This window comes from Streptomyces sp. NPDC053493 (genome assembly GCF_044544825.1).
GTDB lineage: Bacteria > Actinomycetota > Actinomycetes > Streptomycetales > Streptomycetaceae > Streptomyces.
Genome location: NZ_JBITXS010000003.1, coordinates 369,905 through 390,465, shown reverse-complemented (window position 1 = coordinate 390,465; position 20,561 = coordinate 369,905). Strand labels below are relative to the sequence as shown.

The window sequence follows — 20,561 nt, the reverse complement described above, 5'->3', positions numbered from 1 at the left end:
CGCCAGGATCGGCCCAGCACGGTCACGATCCGACAACGCACGGTCGCTATGGGTGGTTTGTCGCTACCGGGGGTCCTCGCCGGTGAGCCCGTCGACGGATTCACGGATGAGGTCGGCGTGACCGGCGTGGCGGGCGTACTCCTCGATGAGGTCGAGCAGAATGCGGCGGAGGTTGGGACGTTCGCCGCTCCGGGTGGCGCAGGCGCCGAGCTGGTCCAGCCCGCCCGTGCCGAGAGCCGCTTCGACGACGGCACGGGAGCGGGCGACGGATTCCCGCCAGAGAGCGCGCAGTTGTTCGGGGGTGTCCTCGGCGGCGGAGCGGTAGTCCCAGTCGGGAGTGCTCTCCCAGTCGACGGTGTCCCAGGGAGCACCGACGGGAGAACCGAGCCACAGCCGGGCGAAGTGACTGTCTTCCACGTGCGCCAGGTGCTTGAGGAGGCCGCCCAAGGTGATGCTGGACGTGCCGAGTGTGGCGCGAAGGCCGGCGGCGTCCAGGCCGGAGCACTTCCAGGCGAGGGTGGCCCGCTGCCGTTCGAGGGCACCGAGGATCGCCGCGGCCTCGGTGCCGGCGAGCGGAGGTTCCGGCCACGCTTCGGTTTCGCTCTGCGTCATGGCCGCAGACCCTAGCGAACGGAACTGACAGTGCGACCAACTTGTGAACGGCAACGAACCGCTCGCACAAGGCCACAGGATCCGCTTCGCGGCTCTGGCCGACCGGCGCACCTGCGCCCTGCGCCATGCGGTCGAGAGATCGCCTCTCCCGTGACCCGCGACAGCCGACGCGGCGCCGCCGCGCTACTGTCGGAACGGTTCGGCGAGCGTCAGCGCGCACGCCTGAAGTGAGGGTTCGCGGGGTAAACGAGCGGAGCACGTCGGGGCACGGGGTCGAGGCGGGCTGGTATGGAACTGACAGCGGACGGCGGGGACGGGCAGTCGCTGCTGGGGAACGCCATGAGGGTGTCCGGCGCGTTCGAGGGCAGCGAGGACATCGCTGTCGCCCGCGACCTCGCCCATGGCTTCCTCACCGACGTGCAGGCCGTGCACGGGCTGCCGGTGTCCGAACGCGCGATGGGCATGGTGCAGCTCGTGGTCAGCGAGCTGGTCACCAACGCCCGCAAGTACGCACCTGGCCCCTTCCTGCTGACCCTGGAGATCAACGGCGGCGCCGTCGAGGTGACCGTCTGGGACAGCAACCCCACCCCACCCGCGATCCTCGCGCCCGACCCGACCCGCATCGGCCAGCACGGGCTGGAGATCGTCATGGCGGTCGGCACGAGCTTCGCCGTCCACCGCGAACCGGTGGGCAAGCGGATCAGCACGGCGATCGTGCTGGCCGACGACCCCGGCGGAGCCGCGGCCGGCCGCCAGCCCTGACGACGTGACACCCGGACGCGCGGCGCGGCCTGACGCCGCTGCCGGTCCTGCGCAGGCTGCCAGGACCGGCGCATGCTCGCGCGCGGTGCGAGCCTGGCCGGCCCCGCGCGTGAACTGACCCACCCGGCACACCGGTGCTGCTCGGTCAGAACGACCGCCTGCGCGGGCCCTCTCACCGGCCGACAGGTGAGAGGGCCCGGCTCAGTGCGTGCTGCGGGCGCGCGAGGTGTGGAGCGGCCGGTCGTCAGCGGCCGGCGTACGGCAGCAGGGCCATTTCTCGGGCGTTCTTGATCGCGGCGGCGAGGGCGCGTTGCTGCTGGGCGGTCACGCGGGTGACGCGGCGGCTGCGGATCTTGCCGCGGTCGGAGAGGAACTTGCGCAGCAGGTCGGTGTCCTTGTAGTCGATGTACGTGATCCCGGCCGCGTCGAGCGGATTGGGGCGGGACTTGACGGGCTTGCGGGGGTCGGGGCGTCGGGCCATGTCGCGGTTCCTTCGGTTGAGCGTGTCCGTGGGGTCGGACGAGGTCAGGCGGCGTCGAGAAGGGAGTCGAAGGCGGCGGGCAGCTCCTTCCAGGACTCGGGGCCGGACTGGTACTCGGCGTCCGTCAACAGGCAGGACTCGAGGAGTCGTTCGAGCCCGTCCCGGTCGAGGCCGGGTGAGGTGAAGACGAGGTGCTGGCAGCGGTCGCCGTGGTCGGGGTGCCAGTCGAGGGCGGCCGCCGCCCGGCGCACGGGCGGGACCATCTCCCAGGCGGCGTCGGGCAGGGACGCGAGCCAGGGACCGGCGCTCTCCACGCACAGCGCTCCCCCGGCCGCGTCCCAGGCGAGGAGCGTGTCGGGGCGGTCGGCCAGCCAGAACCGGCCGCGGCTTCGGGCCGCCGCGCAGCACAGGTCCTCGAGCGCCTCGTACAGCCGCTCCGGGTGGAAGGGCCGGTGGCGGCGCCAGACGAAGGTGGTGACGCCGGCCTCGTCGGCGCTCTGGGGCAGCAGCGCGCACGCGGGGTGCTGGGCGGCCGCGGCGGCCTCGACGTCGAAGCCGGCGAACGCGGCCCGGGCGAGTTCGACGGAGCCGGCCGGCACCTGACGGGCCGTCGGGTGCAGCTGGGCGAGCAGAGCCCGGTCCTCGCCGTCGGCGTCCGCGCTGTCGACGACGGCGAGCACGCCCGCGTACTCCAGCTGACGGGCCCAGGTGTCGGCGACGGTCCGCCGGTCGGTGGGGGCGGCGGCCAGGCCGGCCTCGGCGAGGTCGTCGCCGTTGCCCAGGCAGGGCAGCACGAGCGCGGGGTCCACGGCGGTGATCACGTTCGTCAGGGCCAGGCGGTCTCCGCCATGGGCGGCGATGACTTCCGCCATGGCCTTCGGTTCCACGGAGTCCCACAGTTCGACGACGGCGAGGCGGGTCAGGCCCCCGTCGGCCAGTCGCTCCAGCTCCGGAACGAGGTCCTCGCGCAGCGCGCAGCAGGCGCAGTCGTTGACCAGCGGCGTCTCACCACAGGAGAGGACACCGGAAGCGTCGCGTACGAGACGGAGCACCGTGCCGTCGGGGCCTTTGGCGAGGTCATGGTGGAGCGCGACGGCGCCCGGAACGGTCCGGAGGAGGCGCTCGACGACCTCTTTGCGTGCTACCGCGTGGAGCCCCGCGACGACCACGACGGGCATCCGGTCTCCCTGGCCCATCAGCGGGCTCCGTAACGGCGCTGGAACTTCTCGACGCGGCCGGCGGTGTCGAGGACGCGGGCGGTACCCGTGTAGAAGGGGTGGCTCGCGGAGGAGATCTCGACGTCGATCACCGGGTAGGTGCGGCCGTCCTCCCACTCCATCGTCTTGTCGCTGGTCATCGTCGAGCGGGTGAGGAAAGCGGTGCCGGAGGCGGAGTCGCGGAAGACGACGGGCTCATAGGCGGGGTGGATTCCGCGCTTCATGGCAGGACCTTTCGAGGCTGAGGGCGAGATGGGCGGGGCGGCCAGTGAGGGCCACGCCCGCCACACATTACATGGGAACGATTTTCATTTCCGATAGAGTCCTGACGGACCCTCCCCCCTCGACCCTCAGATTGATAATGGGATCCATTTTCATATAGCGTCCCAGCGTCAGGAACCGGACCGAGGAGTCTCACGATGGCCGTCCCCAAGCGGAAGATGTCCCGTAGCAACACCCGTCACCGCCGCGCCCAGTGGAAGGCGAGCACGCCGCAGCTGGTGCGGGTCACCGTGGACGGCGTCGTTCACCAGGTCCCGCAGCGCCTGGTGAAGGCGTACGAGCGCGGCCTGATCCGGCCGGAGGGCTGAGCCGTCATGACGCGCGTCGAGGCCCTGCGGGCGGCGCTGGAAGCCTGTCTGCTGGTGCCGGGCGAGACCGTCCCCGCCGACGACGACTTCCCGGCGTGGGAGATCTACGGCATCGAGGACGCCTGCGAGCACGAGCAGGCGGCCTAAAGCACCTGCCCGGCATACTCCGGGCCGGACGGTGGTCGCAGCCAGCGGTAGCGGCGCAGGTGGACGGTCGCGGCCGGGGTGATGAGCAGCCCGAGTCGGGTGCGGCTGTACCGGCTGCGACCTCCCTCTCGCGCAGGAGGGTGGAAGGCTTGGAGCATGGACCTTCCCTCATGGTTGGACGTCCGGCGTTCCTGGCGGGCGGGGCACGCACCCGCGCTGCTGGTGATCCCGCTCGGGCTGATCGTGACGGTGTGCGTGGTGGACGTGCTCGCTCCGCCGCACATCCACCTCGGTCCCCTGCTCGTGGCGGCGCCCGCGATCACCGTGGCGTTCGCCGGCGCCCGCATGACGGCGCTGATGGGAGCTCTCGCGGTAGCGGCGCAGGTGGTGATCGCCGTGCTCAGAGGGGTCTGGGCGACCGCCAACATCCAGGCCCAGATCATCGCGCTGATCGTCGTCTCGGCCGTCTGTGTCGCCCTCTGTGTGGTGCGGGGCCGACGCGAGCGGCAGCTGCACCGGGTGCGGTCGGTGGCCGAGGCTGCGCAGAGCGTGCTGCTGCGGCCCCTGCCCGCCCGTGCCGGCCCGCTGCGGATCGCCGGCCTCTACCTGCCCGCGGAGGAGGAGGCCGACCTGGGCGGAGACCTCTACGCGGCCGCCCGCACCGACCATCACAGCACCCGGCTCCTCATCGGCGACGTCCGCGGCAGCGGCCTGGGCGCCATCAACAACACGGCCCTGCTGCTCGGCGCCTTCCGAGCAGCGGCCCATCGGCAGGCCACCCTGCCCCGTCTCGCCATCCACTTGGACGCCGCGTTCCGCTGGGACTGCGGCCAGTGGCGGCCGGGGACGGAGCAGGACACCGTCGAGGACTTCGCCACCGCCGTGCTGCTCGACATCCCCGACCACGATCCCGTGGTCCACCTCATCAGCTGCGGTCACCCACCGCCGCTGGTCCTTCGCGGAGACCGGATCGTCCCGCTCGTGGCCGAGGCGAGCCATCTCCCGATCGGACTCGGCGGAGTCTTCGGCATCGCCGACTACGACGTCCAGACCTTTCCTTTCGAGGCCGGCGACCTGCTGCTCCTCTACACCGACGGCGTCATCGAGGCACGCGACACCGACGGACGCTTCTATCCCTTCGCCGAACGCGCGCGGCGGTGGACCACGGACGACCCCGACGAACTGCTGCGCCGCCTCCAGGCCGACCTGCTGGCGCACGTCCACGGACATCTCGGCGACGACGCGGCCGTCGTCGCCGTCCGCCGCCTGGCGTCCGGCGAGGCACCGGGCTGACCCGTCCGGGACCGAACGCGGCGCACTTCACTGACAGAAGGTGTCAGTGAAGCACTCGTAGCGTTCGGTTCATGGACCACAGCACCGCATTCGCGTTCCTGACCGGCACCTACGACGTCGCCAACCGCTGGCGCAAGGACTTCCTCGACCCGGCCGACGGAGAGGGCCGATGGGAGGAGTTCCCGGGCATCACCCGCGCGTCCGCCCACTTCGACGGGCGTGCGAGCTTCGACGAGATCGATTTCCCGACCAAGGGCTTCGCCGGCCTGACGCTCCGGCTGTACGACCCCGCCGCCGACGCCTGGTCGCTGTACTGGGCCAGCAAGCGCAGCGGCACTCTCTTCCCTCCCGTCACCGGACGCTTCCAGGCCGACGGCACCGGCGTCTTCCACGGCGACGACGAGCACGACGGCCGCCCGGTGAGGGTCCGTTTCATCTGGTCGGAGATCGGCGAGACGACCGCTCGTTGGGAGCAGGCGTTCTCGGTGGACGAGGGCCGGACCTGGCTCACCAACTGGCACATGCACCTGACCCGCCGCCAGCAGTGACGTCGTACCCGCCGGCCGGAAGGCGGTCGTGAGGCAGCGGCGCGTGGGCGGAGGAAAGCGGGTTCTTCCGGCGATCCGGGGCACACGGAACGTGCGATGTGGTCGTTCGAAGGAGAGACATGGCACGGGATCCCTCGCTGAGAGCCGTCGGATGGGCGCGCTCGCTCCCGCTCAGCAGCACCGTGAAGACGGCGCGGAACTGGACCCGGGAGCACCTGGCGGCGCTCGGCTGGGACCGGACGGCACCGGACCTGGTGGACGCCGTCGTCCTGACCGTCTCCGAGATGGTCACCAACGCTCACGTCCACGCGCACAGCGACGCGCAGCTCATCCTCACCTGGGACGAGGAGTGCCTGCACGTGACCGTGCACGACGCGTCGCCGTACGTGCCCGAGCCGCGGCGTCCGGACGACGAGGCGCTCGGAGGGCGCGGTCTGCTGCTCATCGGCGCGCTGGCCGACGAGTGGGAGACCCGGCCCTGTCCCCGGGGCAAGGACGTCACCGCCTGCTTCCGTCCCCGACCGTCCGACAGGCCGACCTGAGGACGACCCTCGGACGCCTCCGGGCCGGCGGGCGGGCGGTCGCGGGCGGTCCTGGGCGGTCGCGGGCATCATCCGCGGCGCAGCGGGCACCCGCCGGGCCAGGAGGGCCCTACGACGGGAGGCGCGGTCCATGACGGACGCGGGCGACGGGCTGGACACCGTGACCAGCACCCTCGACCGGATCGGCTCCGGTGCGTACCTGGCGGACGACCAGGGGCTGATCCTCGCCGTGAACCGGCAGGGCGTGAACCTGCTCGGCAGGCCCGCCGACCGGCTGCTCGGCCGTCACGCGCACGACCTGCTGCACCGGACCCCCTCGGGCGAGCCGATGCCGCGGACGCTGTGCCGGCTGCGGCGGAGCTGGCTCGACGGGGTCACCGAGCAGGGCGAGGGCGAGTGGCTCGAGCGCGGCGACGGAACCCTGCTTCCGGTGTCCTGGCTGGCCACTCCGTGGCAGGGCGACGCCCGCGCAAGGACCACGCTCGTCCTCTTCCACGCGGGCGGGTCCCATGCGGACACATCCCACGCGAACGGGTCCCACGCGGGCGGGGCCGCCGGCCGCCCGGCCCGGCAGTCCCTCGCCGGCACCCGGCTCTCCGAACTGGAGCGGCTCACCCTGCTCGCGGAGACGACCACGGTGCTCACCTCCACGCTCGACATCCACGAGGCGCTGCGCCGCCTGATCGGCCTGGCCGTGCCCCGCCTCGCCGACTGGGCGGTGATCGACCTGATCGGCGAACGCGACGAGGTGTGGCGCTTCGCCGTCGCCCACGCCGAGGCGGACGGCGTCGTCTTCCGGGAGGACCTCCAGGGGCCGATGCCGCCCGTGCCGCAGGCGTCGTCGATGCCCCTGTCGCGCGCCCTGCGCGGTGTGGCGTCCTCGTTCGCCGGGCCCGAGACGTATCAGGGGCCGCCCGACTCGGGCGTCGCCGTCGAACAGCGGCGTCTGTTCGAGGAGACCGGCATGCACGCGGCGATCGTGGTGCCGCTGCGGAGTCTGCACGAGGTCATGGGCGCCCTCACCCTGGGCCGCGCCGAGCAGCCCGACCGCTTCACCACGGGCGACTTCGCCCTCCTGGAGGACATCGCCCGCCGCGCCAGCTTCGCCCTGGAGAACGCGCGCCTCTACGAGCGGCAGCGCAAGGTCGCCGAGACCATGCAGCGCCACCTGCTGCCGAAGCTGCCGTACACCCCGAGTCACACCATGACCGCCCGCTACCTGCCCGCGCCGGACGCCTCCCAGGTGGGCGGCGACTGGTACGACGCGTTCACCCTGACCGACGGGGCGACCGCCCTGGCCGTCGGCGACGTCGTCGGCCACGACCTGGACGCGGCGGCCGGTATGGCGCAGTTGCGCAACATGCTGCGCGCCTACGCGCTGTCCCAGCGGAAACCGCCCAGCAAGATCGTCGAGTGGCTCGACCGGGCCGTCCTGGACGTCGCCGAGGTCACCCTGGCCACCCTGGTCTTCGCCCGCATGACACTGCGGGACGGCCGCTGCGAGCTGTGGTGGACGAACGCGGGTCACCCGCCACCGCTCCTGGTCACCCATGAGGGCGTCACACGCTACCTGACCGAGGGGCACGGGATCCTCCTCGGCGTCGCGCCCGAGCGGGAGCGGCCGGACGCGAGGACCGACATCCCGCCCGGCTCGACCCTGCTGCTCTACACCGACGGTCTGATCGAGTCGCCGAGCGGCAGCCTGGACGAGGGCCTGAACCGTCTCAGCCGTCACGCCGCCTGTCTGGCGCACCGCCCGTTGGAGTCCTTCACCGACGAACTCCTCGCCCGCGCACGTCCGCCGGACAACGACGACGACGTCGCCCTGCTGGCGATCCGTCACGCCGGGACTCCCTGACCGGGCGAGCGCCTCCTTCCGGACGGCCCGGACCTCCTGGCAATCCGTCACGCCGCTGCGTGACCGGCCGGCGGTCCGTCCGCGGGGAGTCGGCTCAGTCCAGGATGGTGGCGGCGCCGCGGCGGCGCAGCTCGGCGAGTCCCTCGCGCATGGCCTGGATCTGCTCGGGCGAGTGCCCGGTCCAGCCTTCGAGTTCGGCCACGACGCGGACGGGCTCGCGCGAGCGGTAGGAGCGGGTGGGGTTGCCGGGGAACTTCTTGTCGGTGACGTTCGGGTCGTCCTCCACCTCGCCGGTCGGTTCCACCACGTAGATCCGCCCGGGGCCGTCGCCGGCGGCGAGCTCGGCGCCCCAGGCGGCGGCGTCCAGGGTCTCGGAGAAGTAGACGTGGCGGGAGACCCGTCCCTCCTCGAAGTTGGACGCGTTGCCGGGCACGAGGAGGTCGCCGGCGGCGAGGACCGCCTTGGTGCCGTGCAGGTAGGTCCCCGCCTCGTACACCTGGAAGGGAACGGGTTCACCGGTCATGGAGTCCTCCGCGTGAGGTCGGGCGGCCCGAAGCCGCGGGACGTGGCCGATGCAGATCCTGCCACGCGCCGGGGGCAGCCCGGCGGTGGCTCGTACGGAACGGCTCCACGAAGGCGCGCTTCAGCGGCCGAGGCAGTCGAGCAGGGGCCGCCAGTCGATGTGGTGTTCCTCCGTGCCCTGCGGCACCAGGACGAAGGTGTCGTGCACGAGCCGGCGGAGGTCCTCCCGGTCGCAGCGGACCGTGGCGCTGTCCCCGGCCGGGCCGAGCCGCAGGAGCAGCTTGCCGTCCTCCGTGGGGCGCAGGTGGACCTCGCCGGTGCCGGTGGGGGCGAGCGATCCGGTGAGGATCATCTCCCGGTCCAGGCGCCAGACGACGGGCGCGGGATCCACGAGATGGAAGGTGACGCTCAGGGCGTGCGGGTCGCGGGACATGTAGCTGACGGTGGTGTCGATCCGGGCGGTGGTGTCCGGAGCGAGCAGTTCCATGGGCAGGTCCCGGGTCAAGGTCCGTGGTGCGGGCAACGGTGCGACGGGGGGCTGGTGCACGGGGCCTCCGGCTTCGGGGCATGACGGACGGGTGCGCTGTCCGGCTAACCCGTGACGCCTCGGCCACACACGGCGATCGTGAGACTCTGGTGTCGATCCTGTCGGGATCCTGTGAAGACCGAGGTCGGGACCGGGGCCCGAGGCTGCCGGGCCGGTCCGCCCGGGGCCGGGGCCGAGGCCCGAGGCTGCCGGGCCCGTCCGCCCGGCCGGCCCGAGGGGTCGGCGCCGAGGCCCGTGCCGAGACCGTCGGACCGGCCCGCGCGGCCGGTCAGCGGCGCGGCAGCCGTGGGTCCGCCTCGTCGGTGGGTGTGGGTCCGTCGGGGCCGGCCGACTCCGGCTGCCCGGTCAGGTGTTCGTAGGTGCCGGTGAGCAGCAGCAGCCGGTCGAGGACGGCGGGTCTGCGTTCCAGGCACAGGCGTACGCCCGCCGCGGCGGTGTCCCGGTGGAGGGCGAGCAGGACGGACAGGCCCATCGAGTCGCACAGGGTCAGGCGGGCGCAGTCGACGCGTATGTCCGAGACGTGCGGGGCCGCCGACAGATGGGCGCGGGCGACGTCCAGCAGCTCGTCGGCGGCGTCCCAGGCGAGGTCGCCGGCCACTTCTACGTACAGGACGCCGTCCGCACCGGTGGCGGCCTCGAGTTCGAAGGTGTGATCGGAGGATGTGGTCATGCTGGGGATCCGGGGGCCGGGGGCGGGGGGACACGGGTGAGCGCGCGCCGTCCGGCGGCGAGGTGGGCCCGGGCGCGCGGGAAGTCGCGCTGGACGTCGGCGAGGACGTCGAGGGCGGCGACCAGGGCGCGGGTCGGGACACCGCGCGCCTCGAGGACGTCGGCGGTCCAGGTCAGGAAGCCGGAGAACAGCTCGGCGTCGTCGGCGTAGAGGGAGGCGGCGAGGAAGTCGACGACGTGGGCGATGTCCTCGGCCGTGCGCTCGCGCTGCTCGTCGGTGTACGCGGCCATGGCCGGGACCCGGTCCTCCAGTCCGCTGAGGACGTCGCGGGTGAGCTGGACCCGGGTGCGGGTGACGAGGGTGTACTCCTGGTCGAGCAGATGAGGCAGTGCGGGATCGGCCGGGACGTCGGCGGGGCGCTGCAGACCGCCGGCGAGCAGGGTGGCGGCGGACCGTGCGTCGGGCGCCCACCCGTCGGCGCCGAGCAGGCGGGCGTACCTGCCGTCGGGGCCGAAGGCGGCGCCGCCGACGAGGACCGGCAGCCCGATCGCCTGGACGGCGGTGACGGCCGCGTGGGCCGTGGGCAGACGGACGGGAAGCGACGAGGAGAGCGCGACGACGTCGGCCCCGTTCTGGTGCAGGTGGGCGATGAGGTGCGGGGTGGGGACCTGGGCGCCGAGGTAGTCGACGGTGAAGCCCCGGCCGCGCAGGACCTCGGCGAGGAGGCGGGCGGGCAGCGCGTGCCATTCGCCGTCGACGCAGGCGACGGTGACGCGCTGCGGCGGCGCCCCGTCCTTCGCCGGGCGGGCCGGCGTGACCGGGCGGGGGTGCGGGGTCCGCAGCGCGAGGGCGGCGATGACCCGGTCCTGGATGGCCGTGACGGCGTGCTCCTGGGCGACGCTGAGGCGGCCCGCGGCCCATTCCCGGCCGACCCGGGCCTGGACGGGCCCGATCAGGTCGAGCAGGACGTCCTCCGTCGTGGCCCCGGCGTCGCAGGCGTCGAAGACGGTCCGCGCGGCCGCCGCCTCGTCCCTGGTCTCGAGGGCCGCCCACAGCCGGGCGCGGGCTCCCGCGAGGTCGGCGGGGCCGGTGGACGTGGTCGTCGTGCGCGTGGTCATGCGGTGTACCTGCCCCGGGTGTGGCCGTTCACCGCCGTCAGATGGGTGGTGTGCGGGGCGGTGATCGCGACGACCGCCATGTCGTCGTGCGGGCCGCTGCCCACCCAGTCGCCGGCGAGCATCTGCATGCGCTCGACGACGGCCTCGGCGGGCAGTCCGACGCATTCGGCCAGGGCGGACCGGAGCCGCTGCTCGCCGAACATGGACGACCCGAGCGGCCCGCCCCGGGCCTCCGTGATCCCGTCCGTGTAGAGCAGGCACGTCTCGCCGGGCGCCAGATGCACGGTCGCGGAGCGGGAGGTGACCTCGGGGAGCGCGCCCACCAGGGTCCCGCGCGTGTCGGCCGTCTCCACCTCTCCCGTGGTGCGCAGGATCAGCGGTTCGGGATGGCCGGCGCTGGTCAGCCGTACCCGGACGCGGCTGCCGGAGCGCTGCACGGAGGCCAGGACGAGGGTGGCGAAGCGAGTGTGACGGGAGGTCAGGAGCGCGCCGTTGAGCAGCTTCAGGACCTTCTGGTGGTCGCCCGCGAGGGGCAGCAGCGCCTGGAGGGTGCTGCGGATGCGGCCCGTGAGCACCGCGGCGTCCAGGCCCTTGCCGCAGACGTCCCCGAGGACCGCGAGCGACTCCTGGCCGGCGTCGGCGCCGGCGTGGACGTCGTAGAAGTCGCCGCCGATCCGCTCGGTGTCCTGGGAGGTGCGGTAGCCGCCGGCGAAGTCCACGCCGTGCACGTGGTGGAGTTGCGGCGGCAGGAGTTCGGCGATCAGCGCGCGGGTGACGCGTGCCTGTTCCGCGTACATGCGGGCGGCCGACAGCGCGGCGCCGGCGCGGGCGGCGAACAGCCGGGCGAAGAGCTCCTCCGACGCGTCGAAGGCCATGTGGCCGCCGCGCCGCAGCAGGACCAGCACGCCCGCGGGCACACCGTGGCCGGGCAGCGGCGTGATGGCGACGGACCCGGGCGTTGCGTCGAAGTCCTCGGGTACGGCCCATGCGGGCAGTTCCGCAGGATCGATCCACCGGGCAGGCACCGGAGGGAAGCCCTGGAGCGCCTCGGCCAGGCCGGGCACCGCCGTGGGGTCCATCGCCACCTGCCGCCGGGTGACCTTCCCGCCCACCGCGGTGACCACGCAGTAGCGGTTGCGCACGGGAGGCGCGATGACCATGGCCGCGTCGGCGAGGTGGGTCTGGGCCAGCAGGGCCGCCTTCTCCAGGCAGCGGTCCGGGTTGAGGGACGCCAGCAGCTGGGTGGAGGCCTCGGCGAGCAGCGTGGTGCGCTCCCGTTCGGTCCGCAGGGCCTCCTCGGCCGCTATCAGGTCGGAGTCGTCGACCAGCCACCACGCCACGTCGCCCTGCGGCGAGTGGGTGGCGTGGGCCCGCAGGAGACGGCCCTCATGGCTCCCTCGCAGCGCGGGACTTCCCGTACGGTCGGCGTTCCCGGCGTGGGCGGTGTTGCCGGCGCGGCCGGTGTTGCCGGCGCGGGCGGCGCGTCCGGCGGCCGCGTCCCGCGCCGGTGCCGGAAGCGCCAGGCGCCGGTGTGCGTCGGCCAGCCAGCCGGGGACGACCTCGTCCAGACACGAACCGACGTCCATCCGCGGGAAGAGGTCGGCCGCCGCGGCGTTGAACTCCACGACGTCGCCTCCGCGGTCGGCCACCACGGCCGGGTGAGGCGAACGAAGCCAGGAGGTACTCACGGTCCCGGGCGAGGCCCCGGTCCGGCCGGACTCTTCTTCGAAAACAGTCATATGCGAGGCCGCTTCGTGAGGCCCGCCACCTTCCCACTCGGCGTCAGCTCGTATGTCCAGCCTCTCGCAGGGCGCGCCACACATCAAGTGAGCCCCCGATTCCGGTACGAGAGGGCGGCCCGGCGGGCGAGCCGGGCCGCGCTCGTCAGGTGGCCGTGAGCACGAGGACCGCACGGTCGTCGTCGTTGTCCTGGGGGCCCATGAACGCGTGGACGGCCCGGGTGAGCGCGTCCACGACCTGCTGGGCCGTGGGCCGTGGCGGAGTGCCCGCGACGGCGTCGGCGAGGCGCCGTTCGCCGAACTGCTCGCCGTCGGCGTCCCGGGCCTCGGTGATGCCGTCGGTGTAGAGCACCAGGCTTTCGTGCGGGTCGAGATGGAGGGTGCGGGTGACGACGTCCACGTCGGAGCTGATGCCGAGGAGGGAGCCGGAGGCGTCGAGGAAGTGGGCGGTGTGGCGGGAGTCGAGGCGGAGGGGCAGGGTGTGGCCGGCCCGGACCAGTTCGATGTCCAGTCCGTGCGCGGTGGGCGTGAGGCGGCCGTAGACGAGGGTGACGAAGCCGGTTCCGTGACTGCCCGGCCGGTTGACGAGGGCCCTGTTGACGGCCGCGACGACCTCCTCGGGGCCGGGCAGGAGCGGGGCGACGGCCCGCGCGGTGTGACGTACGAGTGCGGTGGTGGTGGCGGCGATGGCGCCGCGTCCGCACACGTCGCCGAGCAGGAACGCCCACCGGCCGTCGTCGAGAGGGAAGACGTCGTAGAAGTCGCCCCCGATGTCGAGCCCTTCACCGGCGGGCTCGTACGAGGTGGCCACGTCCGCGCCGGGCACGTCGGGCAGCTCCGGCATGAGCAGGCCCGCCTGCAGGTCGCGGGCGAGCGTCACGCGGTGGGTGTACTGGCGTGCGTTGCGGGCGGCCGAGGCGGCGCGCCGGGCGAGCTCCTCGGCGAGGGCGACGCGGTGTCCGTCGAAGGCGTCCTCCTCGGTGGAGAGCAGCGTCACGGCGCCGAAGGCGGTGCCCCGGTCGAGCAGCGGCACGCACAGGTAGCCGGTCACTCCGAGGTCCCGCCACGGGCCGGGTCCCGTGGGCGTGCGCCGTGCGATCTCGCTCACCCGGGTGGCCAGCACGCGGGCGACGGCGTCGTCGTCGGCGTCGTACACGGGGATGTGCGAGGCGAGGAGGCGTCGCCGGTCCTCGTCCGGAGCGGCCGTCGCTATCCGGTGCAGGCGCCCGTTCTCGACCACGTCGACCGCGCAGAGCGGCGCGAGGCGCGGGGAGCAGGACACCGCGAGCCGTTCCAGGGTCTGGACGGCGTCGAGGTCGACGGTGAGGGCGGTGCTGGCGCGGAGCAGGAAGGCGAGGTCCTCGCGGGCCGCCCGCTCTCGGCTCTCGGCCTCCTGGCGGGCGGCCTCGGCCTGCTGCCGCTCGATGGCCAGCGCGGCGGTGTCGGCGAAGAGCCGGGCGAGGGCCAGGTCGGAGTCCCGCGGCGCCTTGGGCGTGCGGTGGTACATGGCGAAGGTCCCCAGCAGGGTGCCGTCGCGGCCGAGGACGGGCGTGGACCAGCAGGCGGACACACCGGCCCGGCGGGCCAGGTCGCGGAAGGCGTCCCATAACGGGTCCGTCGCGATGTCGGCGACGATCACTGGTGCGCGGCGGTGCGCGGCGGTGCCGCAGGATCCGACGCCCTCGCCGACGGCGATCCCGTCGACGGCCTCGGTGTAGAAGTCGGGCAGGCTGGGGGCCGTGCCGTGGAAGAGCCGGCGGCCCTCGGGGTCGGCGAGCAGCACGGAGACCATGAGGTCGTCGGTCGCGAGCTCCTCCATGGCGCGGGCCATGCCGTCCAGGACGTCGGTCAGCGGCGCCTGACGGGCGATCTGCTCCAGCAGGGCGCGGTGTTCCGCGGTGAGCCGCTGGACCTGCTTGACCTGGGTCGTCTCCACGCCGATGACCCGGACACCGGTGACGTTGCCGCCGGAGTCGAGGCGGGGCTCGTAGGTGAAGTCGAAGAAGGCCTCCCGGGACCGGGCTCCGTCGCCCATGAAGACCCGGGCGTCGCGTCCGGTGAGGGGCTTGCCCGTGCGGTAGACCCGGTCGAGGACGGCGATGAAGCCCTGTTCGACGAGTTCGGGCATCAGCTGCCCGAGGGGCACTCCGGTGCGGACGCTTCCCTGGCCGCCGATCGCGCTGAAGAACGCCCGGTTGGCACTCTCCACCCGGTGCGCCGGTCCGGCGAGGGACGCGAAGACGGCCGTGGACTGCCCGAAGAGGGCTCTGAGGTCCTCCTCGGCGGTGTCGACGACGGCAGGACCCGGGGCTCTCCGTTCGTCGGGCCGGTGGGAATGCTGACCCGGTACGCGCCTCATGCGGTCTCTTTCTCGTTCTGCTGCGCCGATGGTGCGGAGCCGGTGGCGGGGTGCGGACCGGGCGGTCCGCCGGCGAGGGCCGCGTGCGCGTCGGGATGCACCGGGAAGATCTGGTCCAGACCCGTGAGCGTGAACAGGCGCAGGACCGTTCTCGGCACTGCGGCCAGCAGCAGTCGCCTTTCCTGCGTGGACAGTTGCTGGTACAGCCGCAGTAGGGCGCTGATGCCGCTGGAGTCGCAGAAGGTGAGGCCCGCCATGTCGACGACGACGGGCTCCTTCCGCCGGCCGGGCTCCAGCACGCCGTGCCCCGCCTCGTCCAACTGCACGGCGCTGTCGAAGTCCAGCTCTCCTCGCAGCGCCATCACCGTGCCCCGTGCCTCCTGCCTGACCTCTACCGAGAACACCTTCGACTTCCTCCGTGTGCGCGGACTCCTGTCGGTACGCCCACATCGTAGGGAGCGGCTCCGACACCCCTCTCTCCCGGTCCGCGGACCTTAATCCTCCGAACTGGTGGCGGAAGGAGGCGTTTCGGCCGCGCGTTCGGGGTCAGGCGGGTCATCGACCGTTGTCGTTCGCACGAAAGGATCTCCCCATGTCCGGCAGTGAGAAGGCCCGTGCCAAGGGTGAGCAGGTCAAGGGCGCGCTGAAGGAGTCGGCCGGCCGCGCCACCGGCGACGAGCGGCTGACCGACCGTGGCCGCGCCGAGAAGGCGCGCGGTCACGCGCGCGAGGCCAAGGAGAAGACGAAGGACGTCTTCGAGAGCTGATCCTCGGCACGCTGAACGGCGCGGTCCCGCTCCCGGCTTCCGGGGGCGGGACCGCGCCTCGGTCGAGCCGTACTCCAACCGGGGAAGGGGGCCGCGCATGGCGGCGAGCGGTGGCAGGGAGAGGGGCATGGCGAAGGCAGGCCGGGCGGCCCTCGGGCGGGACGTGGTGCTCGCCGTCGGACTCGTGGGGGCGGTCGCCGGCGGAGCGGCGCTGTTCCTCAGGACCGCACGGGCCGCGGGCGTCCATCCGCCCGTCGTGCTGATCGTGCTGTTCCTGGTGCTCGCCGCCGGGGTGGCGATGGCGCGGTGGAGCATCGCGCCGGCGCGGGGCGGGGCGCGGCGGTGGCGCGCTCCCGGCGCTCCCGGCCAGGACGTCGCGCGGGCCGGCGGGTCCGGGCGCGCGGAGGACAGCGGCCCGACGGGCGGGCGCGGTCCGGCCGGGATGCCGGTGGTGGACGGGGAGGCGCTGGACCACTTCGGGGCCGACCCGTACGAGTTCGAGCACACCGTCGCGGCGCTCTGTGTCCGGGACGGCTGCGGATCGGTGGAGGTGGTCGGCGGGGCGGGCGATCTGGGCGCGGACGTGCTGGCGACGACCGCCGACGGCAGGCGGGTCGTGCTCCAGTGCAAGCGGTACGCGCAGGACCACCGCGTCGGCTCGCCGGACCTCCAGCGCTTCGGCGGCACCTGTTACACCGTGCACCACGCCGATGTGGCGGTTCTGGTGACGACCGCTTCGTTCACCGTCCCCGCCCTCGAGTACGCGGCTTCCTGCGGGATCGTCTGTGTGGACGGCCCCGCTCTCGACGCGTGGACCGCGTCGGAATCACCGGCTCCGTGGGCCCTTCTGCCGTCGGAACAGGAGCCGGAACCGGAACCGGGTGCGGAGCCCGACCTGGAACCGGAGCCGGCGGCGGAACCCGGCGCGGCCGCCGGGTGACGAAGGCCACGGCGGCCGGCCGCGGCGGCCGGCCCCGGGGCGGGCTCAGACGTCGCGCCACTTCGCCTGGCCGAAGGAGAAGAGCCCGAAGAGCACGAGGCCGGCGGCCACCGCCACGAGCAGCCAGGGGCCCGCCGGGGTGTGGGCGAACGAACGGATCGCGTCGTCCATGCCCTTGGCCTCGCCCGGGTCGAACGCCAGCGCCGCCCGGACGCCGGAGACGCCGAGCGCGGCGAACACCAGGCCGCGTCCGATGCCTCCGGCCACGCCGGTCACGTCCATGAGATGCCGCTGGTACGGCGTCAGCCGGCCCCACGTCAGATGGTCCCGGTACTTCCGCAGGACGGCCCGGGCCGCCGTCCACACGCCCGCTCCCAGCACGCCGGCGGCGACGGCGCCCACCCACCAGCGGCCGCCGGGCAGTTCGAGCAGCTGACGGGTCACGTCCCGGCTCTGCCGGTCCGTCGAGCCCGCGCCGCTCCCCCGCCCGCCCGTCGCGAAGGCGAGCACGAAGAAGGCGGAGCCGGCGTAGAAGGCGGCGCGACCCGCGGAGAGCAGGCGCTTGTGCGCCTTGTGGCCCTTGGGGCCCGCCGCGCCGAAGACCGCCTCCGAAAGACGCCAGAGCGCCATGCCGGCGAGGCCGATCCCGAGGGACCAGAGGAGGACGGCGCCGAACGGGGCGGCGGCCACCTCCGCCACGGCCCCTCCCCGGTCGGCCTGTTCGCCCCTGCCCGTCAGCCCGATGCGTACGGCCAGTGTTCCGACGAGCAGGTACAGCACGCCCCGCGCGACGAACCCCGCCCGGGCACCCGCCCGTACGGCCTCGCCGCGCAATGTCCGCCCCGTTCCCGCCCCGTACGGTCTCACCGCTGTCATGTCCACCCGCTCCTCTCGGTCGAGCCTCCGGTGCCCCGTCCGCGCCGGACGAATCCCGCCGAACCCGTTTCAAGTGCCCGAGGGCGGTCACGCGAACGGAGACGATCCCCCGAATCAGCCGAGGAGGACCCATGGACAGCTGGCGCGCGGACGCGGCCTGCCAGGACGTCGACCCCGATCTGTTCTTCCCGGTGGGAACCGGCCCTTCCGCCCTCACCCAGACCGAGGAGGCCAAGAAGGTCTGCCGGTCCTGCCCGGTGCGCGAGGAGTGCCTGGGCTGGGCCATGGACGGGTCCCGTCAGGTGACGGGTGTGTGGGGCGGTCTCACCGAGGACGAACGCCGTTCCCTGCAACGGCGCTTGCGCCGCAGGGCGGGCGAGAGGTCCTGAGAGCGGCCCTCGCGGGCCGCGGGACTCCGCTCAGGAGGAGTCCGCGCCCGCGCGGGCGCCGGTGTCCCTCGTGCCCGGGCCGTCGTCCGCGGCCTTGAGGGCCAGGCTCGCCCGGACCCGCTTCCCGTTCCCGTACGGCTCCACGGCCACGCTCTCGCAGACGGCGACGACGATCTCGACGCCGTGCTGGCCGATCCGGCGCGGGTCGTGCCCGCGCGGTACGGGAGCGGTCGCGGCGCCGTCGAAGACGGAGATCTCCAGGGTGTCCTCGAGCAGCTCCAGGAGCAGCCGGCAGGGGCCGGGTGCGTGCCGGAGCGCGTTGGTCACCAGTTCGCTGACGACGAGCCTGGCCAGGTCGGCGCGATGGTCCGCCACCGGCCCGGGCCGGACGGCCGGCGCGGCGGCGAGGAAGTCGGCCGTGAAGTCCCGCGCGGACGCGATCGCGCCCTGGTCCGCGTCGTCGAAGACGGCGCTCGCGGACAGCAGGGGCTTGGCACACTCCGCGGTCGTCGCGTCCTTCATCGCCCTGGTACTCCCCTCGCACGGCTCGGCGGGCGCGCCGGGCGCCCGTATTCCGCCTTTCCCCTCTTCCCGGTTCCCACACCGCCCTCATGAGGTGTCCTGGGTATCTCGGCCGTCGGCGAGGCCGCCGCCGGTCGAGAAAAGGTCGGGAAAGAGGGGCCGGCGTTCATGCCCGGCCGCCGTCCGGTGCCGTCTTCAGGGCCCGGGCCCCGTGCCAGTCGAGGCAGAGGACGAGGACGGCGTCCGGCACGTCCCCGGGCGTCTCCCGCAGCGCCCGTACGACGGCCTCGGGCGTGTCGGCGCAGCTCAGGTGCCCGGCCGAGGCCAGGGCGCGGGCGACCCGGACGTCCGGCGTCTGGTGCGGCGCGGCCGGCGGGGCCTGGGCGCCGGGCGCCGCATCGCCTTCGCAGGCGACGAAGACGACCCGGTCGCCGGGCCGCAGGCGCAGCCGCTGGGTGGCGTAGACGGTGTCCTCGAACATGCCGAGGGGCAGCTGGCGGTCGAGTTCGACGCGCTCGGTGACCTTGCCGCGTGTCCGCCAGAGCGTCGGCGAGCCGGCGTCGACCACCTCGATCCCGCCGCCGGCCAGGTCGACGCTCAGCAGGAGGGCGGCGAGCGGCGTCTTCCCGCGGTACTGCCCGTAGAGCGCCTGGTCGGTGAGGCTGGCCTGCCCCACCAGGTCGAGTCCGGCCCGCCGGGCGTTGCGGATCGCGTTGAGGGCGAGGGTGCTCACCAGGGCGGCCGGGGTGCCGGGGCCGGTGCCGTTGGCGACGACCAGCTGGAGCTCGTCCTCGGCGACGCTCCAGTCGAGGACGTGTCCGCCGGAGGTGTAGGCGGGCTCCCAGTAGGCGTGCAGGTCGAAGGCCGGCCCGGTGCAGCCGCGGCCCGGGAGGCTGTCCCACTGCATCTCGCCGGCGAGGTCGAGTGGGCGTGTCCTGCGGGTGCGACGGTAGAGGTCGGTGTGGCGGTCGGCGACGCGGAGGGCGTGGCCGAGCATCTCGGCGACGCGGCCGAGGCTCTCGGCGGTGTCCGGCGTGGCGCGGTCCGCGGGCAGGCCGACGACCAGGACACCGAAGCGGTCGCCGCGGACGGTGACGGGAAGGTAAGCGGTCGCCTTCGGCCCGTCATCGCGGAAAAGATATGGTTGCTGGGTGCGGAAGACGCGACCGGCGGGCCCGGTGTCCACGGGCCCGTGCCGCACTCCGGCAGGCGTCTGCACGGGTTCCACGGGACGCAGGGACGTGAGCCCGTAGTCGACGAGCAGCAGATCCGCCGAGGTCGCGGCGTACTGCTGCGCGAGACTGGTACGGAGGGAGTCCAGAAGGAGGTGTGGTGCCGCCCCGCGCAGTGCGCTTTCCACTGTCACGTGTCGATCCACCGGATCCGTACCGCCTTCTGGAGAGATGTGGAGATGACCGGCCGGCCGGAAGACCGGCGTACCCGCCCCCGGACGCCCGAGGAGTGGCGACAGGCATGAGCACCGACCCCGCCTCCGCACAGCGGGAACCGCAGCAGACGGTCCAGGCCGCCCGGGAGCTGATCGAGCTCCTGGAGGTGCTGTGGGAGCGCGGCCGGGACATGGTGTCGCCGACACCGGTGTCGGCGAGTCAGCTGCGCGTGCTGTACAGCCTGGACCGGGAGGAGGGGATCAGCCTGCGCACGCTCGGTGAGCTGCTCGGGTCCGCGCCGCCGTCGGTGAGCCGTATGTGCGACCGGCTGGAGGCGCTCGGCTTCGTGCAGCGGCTGCCCAGTCCCGTCAGCCGGAGGCAGCTGGAGCTGCACCTGACGGCGCCGGGCAAGGCGTACCTGCGGGACCTGAGGGCCCAGCGCGAGGAGGCCCTGCTCGCGGTGATCGCGGAGATGTCGCCGGCGAGCCGCAAGGCGCTGCTGCGGGGTCTCACGGGGTTCCAGGACGCTCTGGGAGAGGGCACGTCTTCGGCCTCGTCACGCCCTGACACGCCGCTGAAGGACGTCAGCTCGGCCTGACCTCCGCGCGCCGCCGGCTCCGGCCGGCCGCACACCCCATCTCCCCATGTGCCACCCTCAGGTCGTCCTCGACGCGT

General features: G+C 73.5%; 25 protein-coding genes. 11 read left to right on the top strand and 14 right to left on the bottom strand.

From position 1 onward, the window contains the following. Window positions 1–63: 63 nt before the first annotated feature. The gene (locus ACIGO8_RS11665; RefSeq protein ID WP_399727632.1) at window positions 64–612 is read right to left on the bottom strand and encodes a DinB family protein; all 549 of its coding nucleotides are present in this window, start codon (window positions 610–612) and stop codon (window positions 64–66) included. A 288-nt stretch (window positions 613–900) separates the two neighbouring features. On the opposite strand from ACIGO8_RS11665, the gene ACIGO8_RS11660 reads away from it, so the two are divergent. Continuing rightward, window positions 901–1,374 carry an ATP-binding protein gene (locus ACIGO8_RS11660; RefSeq protein WP_399727629.1) on the top strand — a complete coding sequence of 158 codons (474 nt, stop codon included), beginning with the start codon at window positions 901–903 and terminating at the stop codon, window positions 1,372–1,374. Window positions 1,375–1,618: 244 nt separating this feature from the next. Here ACIGO8_RS11660 and rpsR read toward each other — a convergent pair whose 3' ends face one another. From rpsR to ACIGO8_RS11645, 3 genes are read right to left on the bottom strand one after another with little or no spacing between them, the layout of a single operon-like run. Beyond that, on the bottom strand, window positions 1,619–1,855 hold the full coding sequence (gene rpsR / locus ACIGO8_RS11655; protein ID WP_399727626.1) for a 30S ribosomal protein S18: 237 nt from the start codon (window positions 1,853–1,855) through the stop codon (window positions 1,619–1,621). Between the two features lie 44 nt (window positions 1,856–1,899). Further along, window positions 1,900–3,051 carry a CobW family GTP-binding protein gene (locus ACIGO8_RS11650; protein WP_399727623.1) on the bottom strand — a complete coding sequence of 384 codons (1,152 nt, stop codon included), beginning with the start codon at window positions 3,049–3,051 and terminating at the stop codon, window positions 1,900–1,902. After that, window positions 3,051–3,296: a type B 50S ribosomal protein L31 gene (locus tag ACIGO8_RS11645; protein WP_399727620.1), complete on the bottom strand. Its 246-nt coding sequence runs from the start codon at window positions 3,294–3,296 to the stop codon at window positions 3,051–3,053. The genes ACIGO8_RS11650 and ACIGO8_RS11645 overlap by 1 nt, the downstream gene beginning before the upstream one ends. Before the next feature lie 195 nt (window positions 3,297–3,491). Here ACIGO8_RS11645 and rpmF point away from each other — a divergent pair, with 195 nt between their 5' ends. From rpmF to ACIGO8_RS11615, 6 genes are all read left to right on the top strand, one after another. Further along, window positions 3,492–3,662 carry a 50S ribosomal protein L32 gene (gene rpmF / locus ACIGO8_RS11640; RefSeq protein WP_399727618.1) on the top strand — a complete coding sequence of 57 codons (171 nt, stop codon included), beginning with the start codon at window positions 3,492–3,494 and terminating at the stop codon, window positions 3,660–3,662. 6 nt (window positions 3,663–3,668) lie between these two features. After that, window positions 3,669–3,809, top strand: coding sequence for a hypothetical protein (locus ACIGO8_RS11635; protein WP_399727615.1), 141 nt, complete (start codon window positions 3,669–3,671; stop codon window positions 3,807–3,809). A gap of 156 nt (window positions 3,810–3,965) precedes the next feature. Beyond that, the gene (locus ACIGO8_RS11630; RefSeq protein ID WP_399727613.1) at window positions 3,966–5,102 is read left to right on the top strand and encodes a PP2C family protein-serine/threonine phosphatase; all 1,137 of its coding nucleotides are present in this window, start codon (window positions 3,966–3,968) and stop codon (window positions 5,100–5,102) included. A 71-nt stretch (window positions 5,103–5,173) separates the two neighbouring features. Then, window positions 5,174–5,650, top strand: coding sequence for a hypothetical protein (locus ACIGO8_RS11625; protein WP_399727610.1), 477 nt, complete (start codon window positions 5,174–5,176; stop codon window positions 5,648–5,650). A gap of 119 nt (window positions 5,651–5,769) precedes the next feature. Continuing rightward, window positions 5,770–6,192, top strand: coding sequence for an ATP-binding protein (locus ACIGO8_RS11620; RefSeq protein ID WP_399727608.1), 423 nt, complete (start codon window positions 5,770–5,772; stop codon window positions 6,190–6,192). Between the two features lie 130 nt (window positions 6,193–6,322). Then, on the top strand, window positions 6,323–8,050 hold the full coding sequence (locus ACIGO8_RS11615) for a SpoIIE family protein phosphatase (protein ID WP_399727605.1): 1,728 nt from the start codon (window positions 6,323–6,325) through the stop codon (window positions 8,048–8,050). A 94-nt stretch (window positions 8,051–8,144) separates the two neighbouring features. Here the strand turns inward: ACIGO8_RS11615 and arr are convergent, their stop codons facing one another. The 7 genes from arr to ACIGO8_RS11580 form a co-directional block, all read right to left on the bottom strand. Beyond that, complete coding sequence (gene arr / locus ACIGO8_RS11610; protein ID WP_399727602.1) at window positions 8,145–8,573, bottom strand: NAD(+)--rifampin ADP-ribosyltransferase; 429 nt, start codon at window positions 8,571–8,573, stop codon at window positions 8,145–8,147. A 120-nt stretch (window positions 8,574–8,693) separates the two neighbouring features. Beyond that, entirely contained in the window at window positions 8,694–9,059 is a 366-nt protein-coding gene (locus ACIGO8_RS11605; protein WP_399727599.1) for an SsgA family sporulation/cell division regulator, read from the bottom strand. 328 nt (window positions 9,060–9,387) lie between these two features. After that, on the bottom strand, window positions 9,388–9,789 hold the full coding sequence (locus ACIGO8_RS11600) for an STAS domain-containing protein (RefSeq protein ID WP_399727595.1): 402 nt from the start codon (window positions 9,787–9,789) through the stop codon (window positions 9,388–9,390). Beyond that, complete coding sequence (locus ACIGO8_RS11595; RefSeq protein WP_399727593.1) at window positions 9,786–10,907, bottom strand: B12-binding domain-containing protein; 1,122 nt, start codon at window positions 10,905–10,907, stop codon at window positions 9,786–9,788. Before ACIGO8_RS11595 ends, ACIGO8_RS11600 begins: the two co-directional genes overlap by 4 nt. After that, window positions 10,904–12,646 carry a PP2C family protein-serine/threonine phosphatase gene (locus ACIGO8_RS11590; protein WP_399727592.1) on the bottom strand — a complete coding sequence of 581 codons (1,743 nt, stop codon included), beginning with the start codon at window positions 12,644–12,646 and terminating at the stop codon, window positions 10,904–10,906. Before ACIGO8_RS11590 ends, ACIGO8_RS11595 begins: the two co-directional genes overlap by 4 nt. 145 nt (window positions 12,647–12,791) lie before the next feature. Further along, the gene (locus ACIGO8_RS11585; RefSeq protein WP_399727589.1) at window positions 12,792–15,005 is read right to left on the bottom strand and encodes a SpoIIE family protein phosphatase; all 2,214 of its coding nucleotides are present in this window, start codon (window positions 15,003–15,005) and stop codon (window positions 12,792–12,794) included. Then, complete coding sequence (locus tag ACIGO8_RS11580) at window positions 15,002–15,409, bottom strand: STAS domain-containing protein (RefSeq protein WP_399727587.1); 408 nt, start codon at window positions 15,407–15,409, stop codon at window positions 15,002–15,004. Before ACIGO8_RS11580 ends, ACIGO8_RS11585 begins: the two co-directional genes overlap by 4 nt. A 188-nt stretch (window positions 15,410–15,597) precedes the next feature. Between ACIGO8_RS11580 and ACIGO8_RS11575 the strand changes: the two genes are divergently transcribed. Together ACIGO8_RS11575 and ACIGO8_RS11570 are read left to right on the top strand one after the other, a co-directional pair. After that, complete coding sequence (locus ACIGO8_RS11575) at window positions 15,598–15,771, top strand: CsbD family protein (RefSeq protein ID WP_399727584.1); 174 nt, start codon at window positions 15,598–15,600, stop codon at window positions 15,769–15,771. A 127-nt stretch (window positions 15,772–15,898) separates the two neighbouring features. Next, window positions 15,899–16,711 (top strand): restriction endonuclease, encoded by an 813-nt coding sequence (locus tag ACIGO8_RS11570; RefSeq protein ID WP_399727582.1) that lies wholly within the window; start codon window positions 15,899–15,901, stop codon window positions 16,709–16,711. A 45-nt stretch (window positions 16,712–16,756) separates the two neighbouring features. Here ACIGO8_RS11570 and ACIGO8_RS11565 read toward each other — a convergent pair whose 3' ends face one another. Next, window positions 16,757–17,587 carry a DUF1206 domain-containing protein gene (locus ACIGO8_RS11565; protein ID WP_399727579.1) on the bottom strand — a complete coding sequence of 277 codons (831 nt, stop codon included), beginning with the start codon at window positions 17,585–17,587 and terminating at the stop codon, window positions 16,757–16,759. Window positions 17,588–17,718: 131 nt separating this feature from the next. On the opposite strand from ACIGO8_RS11565, the gene ACIGO8_RS11560 reads away from it, so the two are divergent. Beyond that, on the top strand, window positions 17,719–17,976 hold the full coding sequence (locus ACIGO8_RS11560) for a WhiB family transcriptional regulator (protein ID WP_399727576.1): 258 nt from the start codon (window positions 17,719–17,721) through the stop codon (window positions 17,974–17,976). A 30-nt stretch (window positions 17,977–18,006) separates the two neighbouring features. Here ACIGO8_RS11560 and ACIGO8_RS11555 read toward each other — a convergent pair whose 3' ends face one another. Both ACIGO8_RS11555 and ACIGO8_RS11550 read right to left on the bottom strand, forming a co-directional pair. Next, window positions 18,007–18,498 (bottom strand): ATP-binding protein, encoded by a 492-nt coding sequence (locus ACIGO8_RS11555; protein ID WP_399727573.1) that lies wholly within the window; start codon window positions 18,496–18,498, stop codon window positions 18,007–18,009. 166 nt (window positions 18,499–18,664) lie between these two features. After that, window positions 18,665–19,864: a PP2C family protein-serine/threonine phosphatase gene (locus ACIGO8_RS11550; RefSeq protein WP_399727571.1), complete on the bottom strand. Its 1,200-nt coding sequence runs from the start codon at window positions 19,862–19,864 to the stop codon at window positions 18,665–18,667. A 107-nt stretch (window positions 19,865–19,971) separates the two neighbouring features. Between ACIGO8_RS11550 and ACIGO8_RS11545 the strand changes: the two genes are divergently transcribed. Beyond that, window positions 19,972–20,484, top strand: a complete 513-nt coding sequence (locus ACIGO8_RS11545; RefSeq protein WP_399727568.1) for a MarR family transcriptional regulator — start codon at window positions 19,972–19,974, stop codon at window positions 20,482–20,484. Window positions 20,485–20,561 lie beyond the last annotated feature (77 nt).